Here is a 15,094-nt window from a genome sequence, read left to right on the forward strand (position 1 = left end):
TTTCATCGACTTCTGGTGACACTGTCACAGAGGGCGCAGAAAATGCGCACGCGCGGGAAACTGCATTGTCTGTTTTTCAGCTAGCCTTGCAGATTAAAAAAGGAACCCTATGACTGAAAGCGCACAACTCCAGACCGGACATCGCCACTGGATCTTGATCGCCTGCATGCTGGCGATGTTTATGGCGGCCATTGAAGTCACTATTGTGGCCACCGCGATGCCCACCATCATTGCTGATCTCGGCGGTTTTTCGCAGTTTGGCTGGGTCTTCTCGATCTATCTGCTGACCCAGGCGGTCAGCGTGCCGCTCTATGGGCGGCTGGCGGATATGGTGGGTCGCAAAACGATGTTTTTTGTCGGCACGTCGATTTTCCTGGTGGGGTCGGTGCTGTGTGGCTTTGCCCATACCATGACCTGGCTGATCCTGTTCCGGGCGTTTCAGGGCCTGGGAGCGGGGGCGATCATGCCGCTCAGCTCCACCATCGTGGCGGATATCTATTCGCCGCGCGAACGCGCCAGCGTGCAGGGCTGGCTCTCCAGCGTCTGGGGTGTAGCGGCGATAGTGGGGCCGCTGACCGGCGCGTGGCTGGTACAGCACTTTAGCTGGTCGGTGATTTTCTGGGTCAATCTGCCCATCGGCCTGATCAGCATGCTGATGCTGTGGCGCTGGCTACCGTCGCACCAGAAGGAGGAGAAGTCGCAGCCGCTGAACCTGGCGGGCAGCGGCTGGCTGATGCTCTGCGTGACGGCATTGCTGATTGCGCTGTTGCAGGCGGAACAGCTGGGCGTCTTGCTGGTGCCGTTTCTGCTCTTCTCACTGTTCGCTGGCTGGCAGCTCAGACGCCACGAGCTGAATTCAGCGGCACCGCTGTTTCCGCTGATAATCTGGCGCAGCCGGCTTATCGTGGCGGGCAATGCGGGCAACCTCATCATCGGGGCGGCCATGATGGGCATCAGCGCCTTTCTGCCCACCTGGATTCAGGGGATCAGCGGCGGTTCACCGTTACAGGCGGGCAGTGTGCTGGCGATGATGTCGATTGGCTGGCCGCTGGCCAGCACCCTCAGCGGCAGACTGATGCTGCACACCTCCTACCGCTTCACCGCCCAGCTCGGGGCGCTGTTGCTGGTGACCGGCAGTGCCTTGCTGCTGTTTTTACAGCCCGCAAGCTCACTCTATCAGGCGGGCTTTACGGCGTTTCTGATCGGTACCGGCATGGGAATGACCAGCACCACGTTCCTGGTTTCAGTACAAAACCAGGCGGATTACCAGATTCGCGGCATCTGTACCGCTTCAATTATGTTCAGCCGGATGATCGGGTCGGCGGTAGGGACGGCGATCATGGGCGCGGTGCTGAATCTCAATCTGCAGTGGCGTTTGCCGCAGGTCGAGGATCCGGTGCAGAAGATTATGTCCGAACCCAGTCGTCAGCAGTTACAGCCGGAAACCCTGCAGCAGATGACAGCAGCCATTGCCGCCTCACTGCACTGGGTGTTCGTGGTGGCACTGGTGATTGCGCTGTTTGCGGTGGGTGTGGCATGGATGATGCCGCGTCAGCGGCCGGAACAGGCGGACTAACAGGCAGGGCGACAGGATGTCGCCCTGATTTGAACAGAACTACTGGGCAGGTGAGTCCTGCGAACTGCCGGCACTGGCAGGTACGCTGGCTTCATTGTCACTGCCTGAGCGCTTATAAACAATTTTTTGTGTGTCGTTCTCACAATGTCCGACGACCTGACCACCCGCCTGATCAACCTGATCGTTGGCGACGATGTCGAGACTAAAACCCGACTCAGGCACACCGTTCTGAATAATTTTCTGGCTGATTTCGGTTTTTACCGATTCACAGGATGCCTGCGCCATCAGCGGCAGAGCAAATAACGCCGCGCTTAACAAAACCCTCTGTAGCTTCATCACGTCTTCCTTATGTTAGTCGTCGTCATTACTATAGCTCAAATTTACGGCGCTACCGGGCGACCGGAACGGCGATCCAGACAACGCAGGGTGTTGGGCTCCCAGTAGGCGTTGAGATTGAGGCTCTGCTCGCACTTGTCGCGGGTATCAAACGCACGATCGGTTTTATCAAACTCTTTTTCGACGCGGGTGTTCACTTTGTTGCGCAGCATGCGCGTGTCATTCCATTGCTCTTTATCCTGGCGCGCCGCTTCATTGCTCAGCGCGGAACTGCCATCTTCGATAATCAGACGATTAGTATTCGCAGTGGCAGTGAATGCCGCAGTGGAGAGGAGAACCATCAGCACGGCAGGGATCATTTTTTTCATCACACTATCCTTTAGTTAACGCAAACATTGCCATCCACGACAGCGGTTGCAGCGGGCATGCTTAGAGCCTGGCTCATCAGGGGTCATTGAGGCAGACAGTCTGGACACAGACAGCGCATGACAACCGGCGCGTACAGTGTGTACGTGAGGAGGGTGAGCACTGCCCGGGTTCAGACGGACAAATAAAACAGCCTGATGGGCCTGGCTCTTAGTATATCATCGCCGTTTCTTTGCTCACCAGCAGTGAGTCGTTTGTTTACGTTAAGGAGAGGTAAGGATGCTGATTAAAACCGCCTTGCTGTTTTTTATTACCGCGCTGGCGGAGATTACCGGCTGCTTTCTGCCGTGGTTATGGCTGAAAAAAGGCGGCTCAGTCTGGTTGCTACTCCCTGCGGCAGCAAGTCTGGCGCTGTTTGTCTGGCTGCTGACGCTGCATCCCGCGGCCAGCGGACGGGTTTATGCCGCCTACGGTGGCGTCTATGTGCTTACCGCGCTGCTCTGGTTGCGGGTGGTGGATGGCGTGAAGCTAAGTGTGTGGGACTGGAGCGGGGCTCTGATCGCATTCAGCGGCATGCTGATTATCGTGATGGGCTGGGGACGCGGGTAACGCCAGCCGTGAGGGCTGGCGCTGCAGGGAGTTAAGGTTTATGCACTTTCAGCCCCGCCAGCGTCTGGCTGACCGGCATCATCTCAAGGCTATTGATGTTGACATGTTTAGGCAGTGTGGCCACCCAGTATACGGCTTCTGTCACATCTTCCGGCGTTAAGGCGGTAGCCCCTTCGTAGACCTGACCCGCTTTGTCATCATCGCCCTTAAAGCGCACGTTGGAAAACTCTGTGCCACCGACCAGACCCGGTTCAATGTCGGTCACACGCAGCGCGGTGCCGTGTAAATCGGTGCGCAGATTCAGGCTGAACTGGCGCACAAAGGCTTTGGTGGCGCCGTAGACGTTGCCGCCGGCATAGGGCCAGCTGCCGGCAATTGAACCGATATTGATGATATGACCGACATCACGCTCCACCATCTGTGGCAGCAGGGCGCGGGTCATATAGACCAGGCCTTTGGTGTTGGTGTCAATCATGTTTTCCCAGTCTTCGACGTTGGCCTTGTGCGCCGGTTCGACGCCCAGCGCCAGACCGGCGTTGTTGACCAGCACGTCGATATTGCGCCATTCCGCCGGTAACTGCGCCACCGCCTCTTCAATGGCGGCACGGTTACGCACATCGAGCTGTACCGTATAAATATTCTCGCCCAGTTCATCCTTCAGCGCTTTTAAACGTTCAGCCCGTCGTCCAGTGGCAATCACTTTATGACCATTCTCAATAAAGCGACGGGTGATGCTTTGACCAAAACCGGCGGTCGCACCGGTGACAAAAATAATCATCTCACTGTTCCTTATGCCATTTTCAGAGTCGATGGCTTCACCATAGCATTTCATTTCCGCTTCTGCGCGTGGAAAAACTGCCTGACCTGTAAACGGATTTTAACGGGTAGCCAGCTGCGCCTTTTCAGGGCAGATTGCACCGTTAAAGGGCAGGTTTGCGGGTAACCGGCCATACTCAAAATGATCAGGGCGCGCAATATTGAGTAGCAACCGTTTGCATCCGTTCCGCAAACGGTTGCTAAGCCATCTCAGTCCTTATTTGTTGCGCAACTTCCATTTTTTAGCTTATTTAACTGATATTTAAAGAATTTATTCTATTTCAATTCTGGCACGCAGGTTGCACAGGATTATTCAGATAATCATCTGCAGATATAACATCGCGCTTTCAGAAGGGACTACCCATGCTTTCAGCAACCGACACGGCGATACGCGCCAGCTTCTTTGACTTTACCGGCGTGGTGGATCGTCCCGACGACCTGGCCGGCCATGCCCGCTATCTTGAGGATGCGGTGCTGCTGCTGCGTGATGGATGCGTAGTGGGGCTGGATAGCTGGGAGAATAGCGAGGCGATGCTGGCGGGGCATCCGGTCATCGACCTGCGCGGAAGACTGATCGTGCCGGGCTTTGTCGATACCCACATTCACTATCCGCAGACAGAGATGATTGGCGCATTTGGCGAACAGCTGCTGGAGTGGCTGAATCACTACACCTTCCCGGTTGAAGCGCAGTATCACTGTCCCGATCATGCTGCGCGGATGTCCGCCTTCTTCCTGCATCAGCTGCTTTCCAACGGCACCACCAGCGCGCTGGTGTTTGGCACCGTCCATCCGCAATCGGTGGAGGCGCTGTTCAGCGCCGCCGAAGCGCTGAACATGCGGCTGATTGCCGGGAAAGTGATGATGGATCGCAATGCGCCCGACAACCTGATCGAAACCCCTGAACAGAGCTACCAGCAGACCCGGGCGCTGATTGAGCGCTGGCACCAGCGCGGACGCCTGAGCTACGCCCTGACGCCGCGCTTTGCGCCGACCTCATCCCCACAGCTGCTGGAAAAAGTGCAGCAGCTGCGTCAGGAGTTCCCGGATACCTGGCTGCATACCCATCTCAGCGAAAACCCGCAGGAGGTCGCCTGGGTTAAAGAACTGTTCCCGGAGCGTGAAGGCTATCTGGATGTTTATCATCATCACCAGCTGACCGGCCGCCGCAGCGTCTTTGCTCACTGTCTGCATCTGGAAGAGAACGAATGGCAGTGTCTGCACGATACCGATTCATCCATTGCTTTCTGTCCCACCTCAAACCTGTTTCTCGGCAGCGGCCTGTTTAACCTGAAACGCAGCTGGCAGCAGGGGGTAAAAGTGGGGATCGGCACCGATGTCGGTGCGGGCACCACCTTTAATATGCTGCAGACCCTGGGCGAAGCCTACAAGGTGGGCCAGCTGCAGCACTACCGGCTCAGCGCGGCCGAAGCCTTTTATCACGCCACGCTGGGCGGGGCGCGCGCGCTGGATCTCGACCACGCCATCGGAAATTTCAACATCGGTAAAGAAGCGGACTTTGTGGTGCTGGACCCGGCGGTTTCTGCCCTGCAGCAACTGCGCATCGGCAACAGCAAAGATATCTGGGAAAAACTGTTTGTATTAATGACGCTCGGAGACGACCGCAATATTGCCCAGACCTGGGTAGCCGGTCGTCCGGTCTGGCAGCGCGACGCACAGGAGCAAGCCGCATGATCCAGTTTCTGTTAAATAACCAGCTGGTCAGCGAGGACGCGCTCGACCCCAACCTCACGGTACTCAACTACCTGCGCACCCGTCAGCAACGCCCTGGCACCAAAGAGGGCTGTGCATCTGGCGACTGTGGCGCCTGCAGCGTGACTCTGGGCAAAGCCGTAGGGGGAACAATGCAGTATGAAACGATCAACAGCTGCCTGACGCTGGTCTCCGCGTTACAGGGCAGGCAGCTGATTACGGTTGAGGATCTGCGTCACGGCCGCGCACTGCATCCGGCGCAGCAGGCGATGGTCGACTGTCACGGCTCGCAATGCGGATTCTGCACGCCAGGCTTTGTGATGTCGCTGTTCAGCCTGCAAAAAACCGCTTCGGGCTGGGATCGCCATCAGGCGGAAACTGCGCTGGCGGGCAACCTCTGCCGCTGTACCGGTTACCGGCCGATTATGGCCGCCGCCGAACAGCTCTGCTCGCAGCCGGTGACAGACCAGTTCGATCAAGGTGCCGCCGCAACCGTGCAGCGGCTTGAGGCGCTGGCAACCCCGGAGATGCAGGAATTAGGGGGTGAGGGCCGCCGTTGCTTCCTGCCCAAAACTCCGGCTCAGCTGGCGGCGATCTATCTGGCACATCCCGAGGCGAGGCTGATTGCCGGTGGCACCGATCTCAGCCTGCAGATTACCCAGCAGCATAAAAGAATACCGTTGCTGATTGCGCTGGAGCAGGTTGCCGCGCTCAAAGTCTGCAGCGAATTTGATGATCACTACCTGCTGGGCGCAGGGGCTTCGCTGCAGCAGGTCAGCGAATTTCTTGCCAGCTGCATTCCCGGCGTCAGCGCGATGCTGCAACGCTTTGCCTCGCTGCAAATCCGTCTGCAGGGCACATTAGGCGGCAACATCGGTAACGCTTCCCCCATTGGCGACGCCTCGCCGGCGCTGCTGGCCTTAAACGCCAGCCTGTTGTTACAGCGCGGTGAGCAGCAGCGCAGCCTGCCGCTGGATCAGTTCTTTACCGGCTATCGCCAGACCCGGCTCGAAAAAGGGGAGTTTATTCGCGCCATTCGCATCGATAAAGTGACGGTGTCACCTGATTTTGTGGCCTGGAAAGTGTCCAAACGGCTGGACGATGATATCTCCGCCGTGTTCGCCGCTTTTAATCTGCAGATTGAACAGGGCGTAGTCAGTAGTGCCCGCATCGCCTTTGGCGGCATGGCGGCCACACCGCAACGTGCCCGTCACTGTGAACAGGCATTCATCGGTCAGCCACTGAATGCCGTGACGGTGTCACGCGCAGCCGCGGCGCTGGCAGAGGATTTCCAGCCGCTCTCCGATTTCCGCGCCAGCAGTGACTACCGTCTGCAGGTCGCACGCAACCTGCTGCGCCGCTACTGGCATCGCCACAACGGCGAAATAACCTGTATTGAGGTGGCCCGCTATGTCTCATAACCGTCCTGAACTCAACGAAGAGGTCATTAAGGCGCAGTATGCCGCTGATTTACAGAGCGGCGTTGGTCGCAGTAACCGCCATGAAAGCGCGGAAAAACATGTCTCTGGCGAGGCGCGTTTTATCGATGACAAGCCAGAGCTGCCGGGTCTGCTGCATCTCTGTCCGCGCCTGAGTGAGTATGCTCATGCGCGCATCCTGCATATTGATGTGCAGCCCTGTTATGCCATTCCCGGCGTCGTCAGCGTCCTGACCTGGCAGGATGTGCCGGGCATCAATGATGTCGGGCCGCTGGAGCCGGGCGACCCGCTGCTGGCCCATGACAAAGTGGAGTATCTGGGACAGATCGTGATCGCGGTGGCGGCGGATTCCCCCGAGGCTGCCCGCCTTGGCGCGGCCGCTGCGGTAATTGAATATGAGGTGCTGGAACCGCTGCTGGATGTGGAACAGGCGCTGGCTCAGGGCAGCTTTGTGCAGGAACCTCACATTCACCAGCGCGGTGATGTGGAAGCGGCCCTGGCGCGTGCGCCGCATCGGGTCAGTGGGGCGTTTCACATTGGCGGCCAGGAGCATTTCTATCTGGAAACCCAGACGGCAATGGTTATTCCCGGTGAAGATCAGCAGTTGCAGGTCTTCTCCTCAACCCAGAACCCTACCGAAGTGCAGAAACTGGTGGCGGAAGTGATGGGCATCAGCCTGAATCAGGTGACGATAGATATGCGCCGGATGGGCGGTGGATTTGGGGGTAAAGAGACGCAGGCGGCCGGTGTCGCCTGTCTCTGCGCCATCGTGGCGCGCCAGACCGGCCGGGCGGCGAAGATGCGGCTTTCACGCCGCGACGATATGCGTGTCACCGGTAAACGCCATCCGTTCTTTGTGCGCTACGAAGCGGGCGTTGAAGAGGATGGGCGTCTGTGCGGCATCAAAATCGATCTGGCCGGAAACTGTGGTTATTCGCTGGATCTTAGCGGATCGATTGTCGATCGTGCCATGTTCCACGCCGATAACGCCTATTACCTCGGGGATGCACGGGTAACCGGCTATCGCTGCCGCACGAACACCGCCTCGAACACCGCCTATCGGGGTTTTGGCGGGCCGCAGGGTATGGTGGCGATTGAACAGATCATGGATCATATCGCCCGTGAGCGCGGGCTGGATCCGCTGGCGCTGCGCAAGCGTAACTACTATGGCAAGCAGGATCGCAACATCACCCATTACCACCAGCAGGTAGAGGATAATCTGCTGGATGAGATTACCGAACAGCTGGAGCAGAGCAGCGACTATCAGGCTCGCCGCGCGGAGATTAAGGCGTTTAATGCCCGCAGTCCGCTGCTGAAACGCGGTCTGGCGCTGACGCCGGTGAAATTCGGCATCTCCTTTACCTCCAGCTTTCTCAATCAGGCGGGGGCGCTGATTCTGATCTACACCGACGGCACGGTACAGCTTAACCACGGCGGCACCGAGATGGGCCAGGGCCTGAACACCAAGGTGATTCAGATTGTCGCCGAAGTGCTGCAGATTGAGATCGATAAAATTCAGATCACCGCCACCGACACCGGCAAAGTGCCCAACACCTCGCCAACCGCGGCCTCCAGCGGGGCTGACCTCAATGGCAAAGCGGCGCAGAATGGTGCTGAGATCCTGCGCGATCGCATGACCGCCATGCTCTGCGAGCTACACCAGTGCGACGCGTCGGCGGTGAGCTTCCGCAACGGGGTGGTGCGCGCCGGGGATAAACATTACACCTTCGCCGAGGTGGCGAAGCTGGCGTGGCTGAATCAGGTGCCGCTCTCCGCCACTGGCTACTACCGCGTGCCGGGGATTCATTACGACCGGGTCGCGGGTCGCGGGACGCCGTTCTATTACTACGCTTACGGTGCAGCCTGCTGTGAAGTGGTGATTGATACCTTAACCGGTGAATCCCGCCTGCTGCGCGCCGACATTCTGCATGACGTCGGGGCGTCGCTGAATCCGGCCATCGACATAGGCCAGGTTGAAGGTGGCTTTGTGCAGGGCGTCGGCTGGCTCACCTGCGAAGAGCTGGTGTGGAGTGATAAAGGCCAGCTGCTGACCGATGGCCCGGCGAGCTACAAAATTCCTGCCATCAGCGACGTTCCGGCGGACCTGCGGGTCACGCTGGTGGAGAACCGTAAAAACCCTAAAGACACGGTGTTCCACTCCAAGGCCGTAGGTGAACCGCCGTTTATGCTGGGCATCGCCGCCTGGTGTGCCCTGCAGGATGCGGTCGCCAGCGTCTCCGATTACCGGCAGCATCCGCTGCTGGATGCGCCCGCCACACCGGAGCGCATCTTCTGGGGCGTGCAGCGCCTGACGGGAGGGGTTGATGATTTATCATGACTGGATTGGCGTGCTGCATCAGCTGCGTGAAAAACGTCAGAGCTGCGTATTAATCACCGTGCTCAGTGAGCACGGTTCGGTGCCGCGCGACAGCGGCAGCAAAATGGTGGTAACGCAGCAGGAGAGTTATCTCACCATCGGTGGCGGTCATCTGGAGTTTGAGTGCATCGCCCAGGCCAGGGCGATGCTGCAGCGCGGGGCGACCGCGCCACACACCGAGGATTTCAGCCTTGGCGCGCGGCTCGGACAGTGCTGTGGCGGCAAAACTACGCTGCTGTTTGAGCCGCTGCTGCAGGCGCAGCCGGAGATCTACCTTTTTGGCGCAGGCCATGTGGGACAGGCCCTGGTCAACCTGCTGTCAACGTTACCCTGTCACATAAACTGGATCGACAGTCGCCCGGCGCAGTTCAGCCACGTTCCGGCTGGCGTGGTGACGCTTCAGCCGGACGATCCGCTCGACTGCGTAGCACAGGCACCCGCAGGCAGCTACTTCATCATCATGACCCATCATCATCCCCTCGACTTTGAACTGTGCGAGGCGGTGCTGAAGCGCGGCGATTTCCGCTATGCCGGAGTGATCGGTTCTGAAACGAAAAACCAGCGTTTCCGCTACAGGCTGGCGGGCAAGGGTGTGGCGAGCGAACCGCTGGCGCGCCTGCGCTGTCCGATTGGCCTGCCGGACGTCAAAGGCAAGCTGCCCGCCGAGATTGCGGTGGCAATTGCCGGTGAAATCATCAGCGTTTATCAGCAGCACGTCGCCTGAGTTGTCGCCTGCGCGGCAACCTGTCAGGATAAGACTTTGCGATGCCCACCAGGAGCGAACCATGAACGCCCGTCAGAATCCCTTCTTTAGCGTCAGCACACTGCCTTACCAGACTCCTCCTTTTGACCAGATTGAGGAGCAGGATTTTCTGCCCGCGCTGCAGGCGGGCATTGAGGAGAAGCGTCAGGAGATCGAGGCGATCGCACTGAACAGCGACGCGCCCAGCTTTTTCAACACTTATGAGGCGCTGGAGAGGAGCGGACAGCTGCTCAACCGGGTGAATCTGGTGTTCAGTGCCATGACCTCGGCGCATACCAGCCCGTATCTGCAGCAGGTGGATGAGGAGATTACGCCTCAGCTCACCGCGCTCAACGATGACATCATGCTTAATCGCCCGCTGTTTTCGCGGCTCGATGCGGTTTATCTGCAGCGCGCTAAACTGGATGCCGAATCAAAACGGCTGGTCGAGGTGATCTGGCAGCGCTTTCAACTGGCGGGGGCTAATCTGCCGGAAGCGCAGAAACAGCAGCTCAAGACACTGAATCAGGAAGCGGCCCGCCTCGGTACCCGCTTCACCAACAAATTGCTGGCCGCCACTAAAGCGGGCGGGCTGGTCGTCGATGATCTGCAGAAGCTGGCGGGACTCTCACCGGCCGATCTGGCGGTGGCGCAGGCGGAAGCGCAGGCACGCGGACTGGAAAAGCACTGGCTGCTGGTGCTGCAAAACACCACCCAGCAACCCGCACTACAGAGCCTGGCCGATCGCGCAACCCGTGAAGCGCTGTTTAAGGCGGGCGTGACGCGCACTGAAAAAGGCGATGAGAACGACACCCGCGAGCTGGTATTACGTCTGGCGCAGGTCAGGGCCGAGCAGGCGCGGCTGCTGGGATTTGCCAGCTATGCCGAGTGGAAGTTACAGGATCAGATGGCCAAAACGCCTAAGGCGGCGCTGGCGTTTATGCATAACATCGTGCCTGCCGCGCGCGGTCGTGCGGAGCGTGAAGCGGCGGCTATCCAGCAGACCATCGACCAGCAGCACGGCGATTTTACCCTGCAGGCCTGGGACTGGCGTTTTTATGCCGAACAGGTGCGGCGTGCCCGTTACGATCTGGATGAGAGCCAGATTAAGCCCTACTTTGAACTGAATTCGGTGCTGCAGAATGGCGTGTTCTGGGCGGCGACGCAGCTCTATGGCATCCGTTTCACGCCGCGACAGGATCTGCCGGTTTACCATCCCGACGTCCAGGTCTATGAGATTTTTGACGCCGATGAGACCCCGCTGGCGCTGTTTTACACCGACTTCTTTAAGCGCGACAGCAAAGGCGGCGGTGCCTGGATGAGCAACTTCGTCAACCAGTCTACGCTGCTCGACAGCAAACCGGTGATCTACAACGTCTGTAACTACACCAAACCGCCAGCCGGTGAACCGGCGCTGCTGAGCTGGGACGACGTCATCACGATGTTTCACGAGTTCGGTCACACGCTGCACGGTCTGTTTGCCAGCCAGCGCTATCCGAGCCTGTCGGGAACGGAAACCCCGCGCGATTTCGTCGAGTTTCCTTCGCAGATCAACGAGCACTGGGCCAGCGAGCCAGCGGTGTTCCGCAACTACGCTCGCCACTATCAGACTCAGGCGCTGATGCCCGCTGAGCTGCATGAAAAAATCGTCCGGGCCGCCACGTTCAACAAAGGCTACGAGATGAGCGAGCTGCTGGCTGCCGCGCTGCTGGATCTGCACTGGCACAGCCTTAACCGTGATTCCGCGCCGCAAAGCGTGGAGGGATTCGAGCAGCAGGCGTTACAGAGCGATAATCTGGCGCTGACGGCGGTGCCGCCGCGCTATCGTTCCAGCTATTTCCAGCACATCTGGGGCGGTGGCTATGCAGCAGGTTATTACGCCTATATCTGGACGCAGATGCTCGCCGACGATGGCTATCAGTGGTTTGCGGAACAGGGCGGACTGACGCGTGAGAACGGTGACCTCTTCCGGCAGAAAATTCTGTCGCGGGGGAACAGCAGCGATCTCAAAACACTGTATGAAAGCTGGCGGGGCGGGCCTCCGCAGCTGGAGCCCATGCTGAAAAATCGCGGTCTGGCGGAGTCATAGCAGAACGGGCTGTCACGCGCTGGTCGCGCTGACAGCCCGGTTTTATTCGTGTTAACCCAGCGGGCCACCTTCAATGGTTTCGCACATTCCGGCCAGCACTCGTTCACCGGTTTCGCTTTTCAGAGAGTCATACCATTCTGCCGTGATTGCCGGATCGCGCGCATGGGTGACGTCACAGCGTTTGCGCGCTTTCAGCACCAGATCTTTTACCCGTTCAACCCGTCGCGCCTGATAGCGCAGCAGTGCATCTTCAATACCCAGTGAATGAGAAGCCAGCGTCGAGGCCAGTACCACGGCATCTTCCATCGCCGCGCAGCCGCCCTGGCCGATATCGGGCGTGGTGCTGTGGGCGGCATCGCCCAGCAGGGCCACACGTCCTTTAACAAAGCGGCTGAAAGGTTCGATGTCGTGGATCTCAACCCGATTGGTGGTGTCAGGATTGATTGCCGCGATCAGCTGCTGTACCGGCTCCGCCCAGCCCTGAAAATAGCCGGTTAAGTCCGCTTTCACCGTGCTGCGATCCTGCGGCAGTCCCTTCGGCAGCGGCACATCAAAGAAGAAGTAGAATCGATTGCCGCTGACCGGCATCAGCGACACCCGCTTGCCGTCACCGACAAAGGTGGTCCACTGATCGGCGGGCGCAATCCTCTCATCTATAGTGACCAGGCCATTCCAGTTAACGTAACCGGCGTAACGTCGTTCAAGCTTCTGCTCCAGCACATACTCGCGGATCACCGAATGGGTGCCATCGGCGGCAATCAGGAAATCGCCGGTGGCCTGAGTGTTGTCGGAAAAGGTGGCAATCACGCCACTGCCGGTCTGCTCGACCTGGATCACCCGCTTACCAAACTGCACCCGTTCACGCCCGAAGGTATCAATCAGCATCGCCTGCAGTTCTGCCCGCGCCACCGGACAGGGATATTCGCCAACCTGCTGCACCAGCGGCGCCATACTGAAGCGGGTCAGGGGCGCGCCGGTGGTGCCATCGTGATAGGCCATATAGGCCATGTTCCCGCCCAGCTCACGCAGCGCGGTTTTCATGCCCAGCGCATTCAGGCATTTAACCCCGTTGGGCCAGATGGAAATCGCCGCGCCGACGGGCTTCATCTCCTTTACGGCTTCAAAGACCTCAACGTCAATTCCGGATTTCTCCAGCGCAATGGCACTACTCATGCCGCCTATACCGCCACCAATCACGATTGCTTTCATAATGCTCTCCTGTCTGCATACGTCACTTCCTGCAACTTTTGTACCAGAGAGATGGTGGTAGAGAGTTTCATATAAATAACAATGTAAATCATAGGCTTAATGTATAATGGGGGGCGCCTGACTCCCGCCTTCCTCTTAATCAGTTGCACTGAATTGTGGCAAACAGGCGTGCAAAAAGGGTGCGGCTATAACCGTACTGCATCATTTGTTTCATTATCGCCCGTCTGTGTCTGTGTTAATCATCAGCCAGTGGAACGCGCCAGGTACTTTTTAGCATGGTCATTCTTATTACTTTAAAAGTTATTAACTAAAATCCTCATCCGCTTCGCTAATATTCCTGACAATTAATTAAACATTTACATAACAACTGGCGCGAATATTTCCCGGAAAATAATCGTTATATTCAATAAGGGGTTAGCCTGACACAGTTAAACACACCTGTTAATAAAAAATGCAAATTCATAACCAGACACAATTGTGTCTGTTTTAGCACCGTGCGCAATCATTAGCAAAAGCGTTCAGGCCGCGTCATTACGGGCTTTTAGGATATTGCTCAGACCCGCCAGTCACGATCACGTGATATAGATCACTCCGGACACAAGGACTCTGGAAGGCGAACATGAAAATTGGAATCACGAATAACCAGTATCCGGAGCAGCGTAATATCTTAGTTAATCCGGATAACGAATATATCAATCTGAAAAAGAGCAATCTGTTCTACTTTATTAATCCGTTACGAACCCGATTGCTCAAAAAAAATAAAACCTTTGTCTTTCAGCCTGTGCCTTTTTCAGGGGCATCGCGGGCTGACATCCTGCATCTGTTCAATGAAGTGGCGATAACCCATCAGAAGTGGGTCGCGTCGTTTGAAACGGAGCTGCCGCGTGTGCTGCCGGTGGCGGGCGTCGCCAAGCAGGATAACCCCGAGCTGAAACGCCTCATTCCTTATCTGTTAAAAGATAACTGCCTGGGGTTGATTGCCATCTCAGATGCCACCCTGAACATTCAGATGAAACTGTTCAGGCCGGATATTGCCCAGCAAATCCGCCGTAAAACCCTGGTGCTGCATCCGCCGCAGAAGCTGTTTGTCCAGCAGAAAACGCCGCGTCAGCCCGGTATTCTGAAACTGACCTTTGCCGGTAACGAGTTCTACCGCAAAGGCGGGGCTGAAGTCGTGCTGGCGATCAGTGAGCTGATTGAAGAGCGCAAACTGGAAGAGTCGCAGCTGGATGTGCAGCTGATTGGCGATCTCGCCAAGCGTCGTAACGTGGCGCACCGCCAGTTCCAGGATGATGAGACGTTCTATAGTGGCATTGAGAACCGCATCAAACGCTATCGCTGCTTCACGCATCATTCACAGATGGATAACGGCGCCCTGATGCAGCTGTTCCGCCAGAGCGATGCCGGACTGCTACCGACCTGGCAGGAGACGTACGGTTTCTCAGTGCTGGAGATGCAGGCTAACGGCTGCCCGGTGATCACCAGCAACGTGCGCGCATTGCCAGAGATTAATCCCGCCAGTGCAGGCTGGGTGATTGAGAGTCCGCTGAACGCTGACCGTGAATACAGTATTACCTCTCCAGAGCAGAAAACGCAGCTACGCCAGTCGCTGGTGGAGGGGCTGAAATCGATACTGCTCGCTATTATCGACCGTCCTGAGATGCTGCAGGAGAAAGGTGAGGCGGCGATTCTGCGCATCAAAGATCAGCATGACACCCAGCGTTACATTGCCCGGCTCAACGATATCTACAGCCGTGGCGTGATTAATGTCACTCAACATCCCCCTGTGGTCTCAATTTGATTAGATTTCTCTGACGTGGCGCGC

General features: G+C 57.6%; 12 protein-coding genes. 8 read left to right on the forward strand and 4 right to left on the reverse strand.

The features are described 5' to 3' along the window. Positions 1-109 precede the first annotated feature (109 nt). Positions 110-1,576, forward strand: a complete 1,467-nt coding sequence (locus NR201_RS00815; RefSeq protein WP_256849254.1) for an MDR family MFS transporter — start codon at positions 110-112, stop codon at positions 1,574-1,576. A 39-nt stretch (positions 1,577-1,615) separates the two neighbouring features. Here NR201_RS00815 and NR201_RS00820 read toward each other — a convergent pair whose 3' ends face one another. Next, a complete protein-coding gene (locus NR201_RS00820) occupies positions 1,616-1,912 on the reverse strand; it encodes a DUF1161 domain-containing protein (protein ID WP_010244813.1) in 297 nt (98 codons plus the stop codon). A gap of 44 nt (positions 1,913-1,956) precedes the next feature. After that, positions 1,957-2,280 carry a DUF1283 family protein gene (locus NR201_RS00825; protein ID WP_010244816.1) on the reverse strand — a complete coding sequence of 108 codons (324 nt, stop codon included), beginning with the start codon at positions 2,278-2,280 and terminating at the stop codon, positions 1,957-1,959. Positions 2,281-2,560: 280 nt separating this feature from the next. Here NR201_RS00825 and NR201_RS00830 point away from each other — a divergent pair, with 280 nt between their 5' ends. Further along, on the forward strand, positions 2,561-2,887 hold the full coding sequence (locus tag NR201_RS00830) for a YnfA family protein (protein WP_029519527.1): 327 nt from the start codon (positions 2,561-2,563) through the stop codon (positions 2,885-2,887). A 31-nt stretch (positions 2,888-2,918) separates the two neighbouring features. Here the strand turns inward: NR201_RS00830 and ydfG are convergent, their stop codons facing one another. Beyond that, complete coding sequence (ydfG, locus tag NR201_RS00835) at positions 2,919-3,665, reverse strand: bifunctional NADP-dependent 3-hydroxy acid dehydrogenase/3-hydroxypropionate dehydrogenase YdfG (protein ID WP_010244822.1); 747 nt, start codon at positions 3,663-3,665, stop codon at positions 2,919-2,921. A 401-nt stretch (positions 3,666-4,066) separates the two neighbouring features. Between ydfG and guaD the strand changes: the two genes are divergently transcribed. The 5 genes from guaD (at position 4,067) to dcp (ending at position 12,060) form a co-directional block, all read left to right on the forward strand. Next, positions 4,067-5,395, forward strand: a complete 1,329-nt coding sequence (gene guaD, locus NR201_RS00840) for a guanine deaminase (RefSeq protein WP_256849255.1) — start codon at positions 4,067-4,069, stop codon at positions 5,393-5,395. After that, entirely contained in the window at positions 5,392-6,834 is a 1,443-nt protein-coding gene (gene xdhA, locus NR201_RS00845; protein ID WP_256849256.1) for a xanthine dehydrogenase small subunit, read from the forward strand. The genes guaD and xdhA overlap by 4 nt, the downstream gene beginning before the upstream one ends. Further along, positions 6,824-9,190: a xanthine dehydrogenase molybdopterin binding subunit gene (gene xdhB / locus NR201_RS00850; RefSeq protein WP_039388661.1), complete on the forward strand. Its 2,367-nt coding sequence runs from the start codon at positions 6,824-6,826 to the stop codon at positions 9,188-9,190. Before xdhA ends, xdhB begins: the two co-directional genes overlap by 11 nt. After that, a complete protein-coding gene (xdhC, locus tag NR201_RS00855; protein ID WP_109650402.1) occupies positions 9,177-9,953 on the forward strand; it encodes a xanthine dehydrogenase accessory protein XdhC in 777 nt (258 codons plus the stop codon). Before xdhB ends, xdhC begins: the two co-directional genes overlap by 14 nt. 61 nt (positions 9,954-10,014) lie before the next feature. Continuing rightward, positions 10,015-12,060 (forward strand): peptidyl-dipeptidase Dcp, encoded by a 2,046-nt coding sequence (dcp, locus tag NR201_RS00860; protein ID WP_256849257.1) that lies wholly within the window; start codon positions 10,015-10,017, stop codon positions 12,058-12,060. 51 nt (positions 12,061-12,111) lie between these two features. Here the strand turns inward: dcp and hpxO are convergent, their stop codons facing one another. Continuing rightward, the gene (hpxO, locus tag NR201_RS00865) at positions 12,112-13,269 is read right to left on the reverse strand and encodes an FAD-dependent urate hydroxylase HpxO (RefSeq protein ID WP_163637036.1); all 1,158 of its coding nucleotides are present in this window, start codon (positions 13,267-13,269) and stop codon (positions 12,112-12,114) included. A 619-nt stretch (positions 13,270-13,888) separates the two neighbouring features. On the opposite strand from hpxO, the gene NR201_RS00870 reads away from it, so the two are divergent. Then, entirely contained in the window at positions 13,889-15,070 is a 1,182-nt protein-coding gene (locus tag NR201_RS00870) for a glycosyltransferase family 4 protein (RefSeq protein ID WP_256849258.1), read from the forward strand. Positions 15,071-15,094 lie beyond the last annotated feature (24 nt).

It is taken from the genome of Pantoea sp. Fr-CA_6 (assembly GCF_024520895.1).
GTDB lineage: Bacteria > Pseudomonadota > Gammaproteobacteria > Enterobacterales > Enterobacteriaceae > Pantoea > Pantoea agglomerans.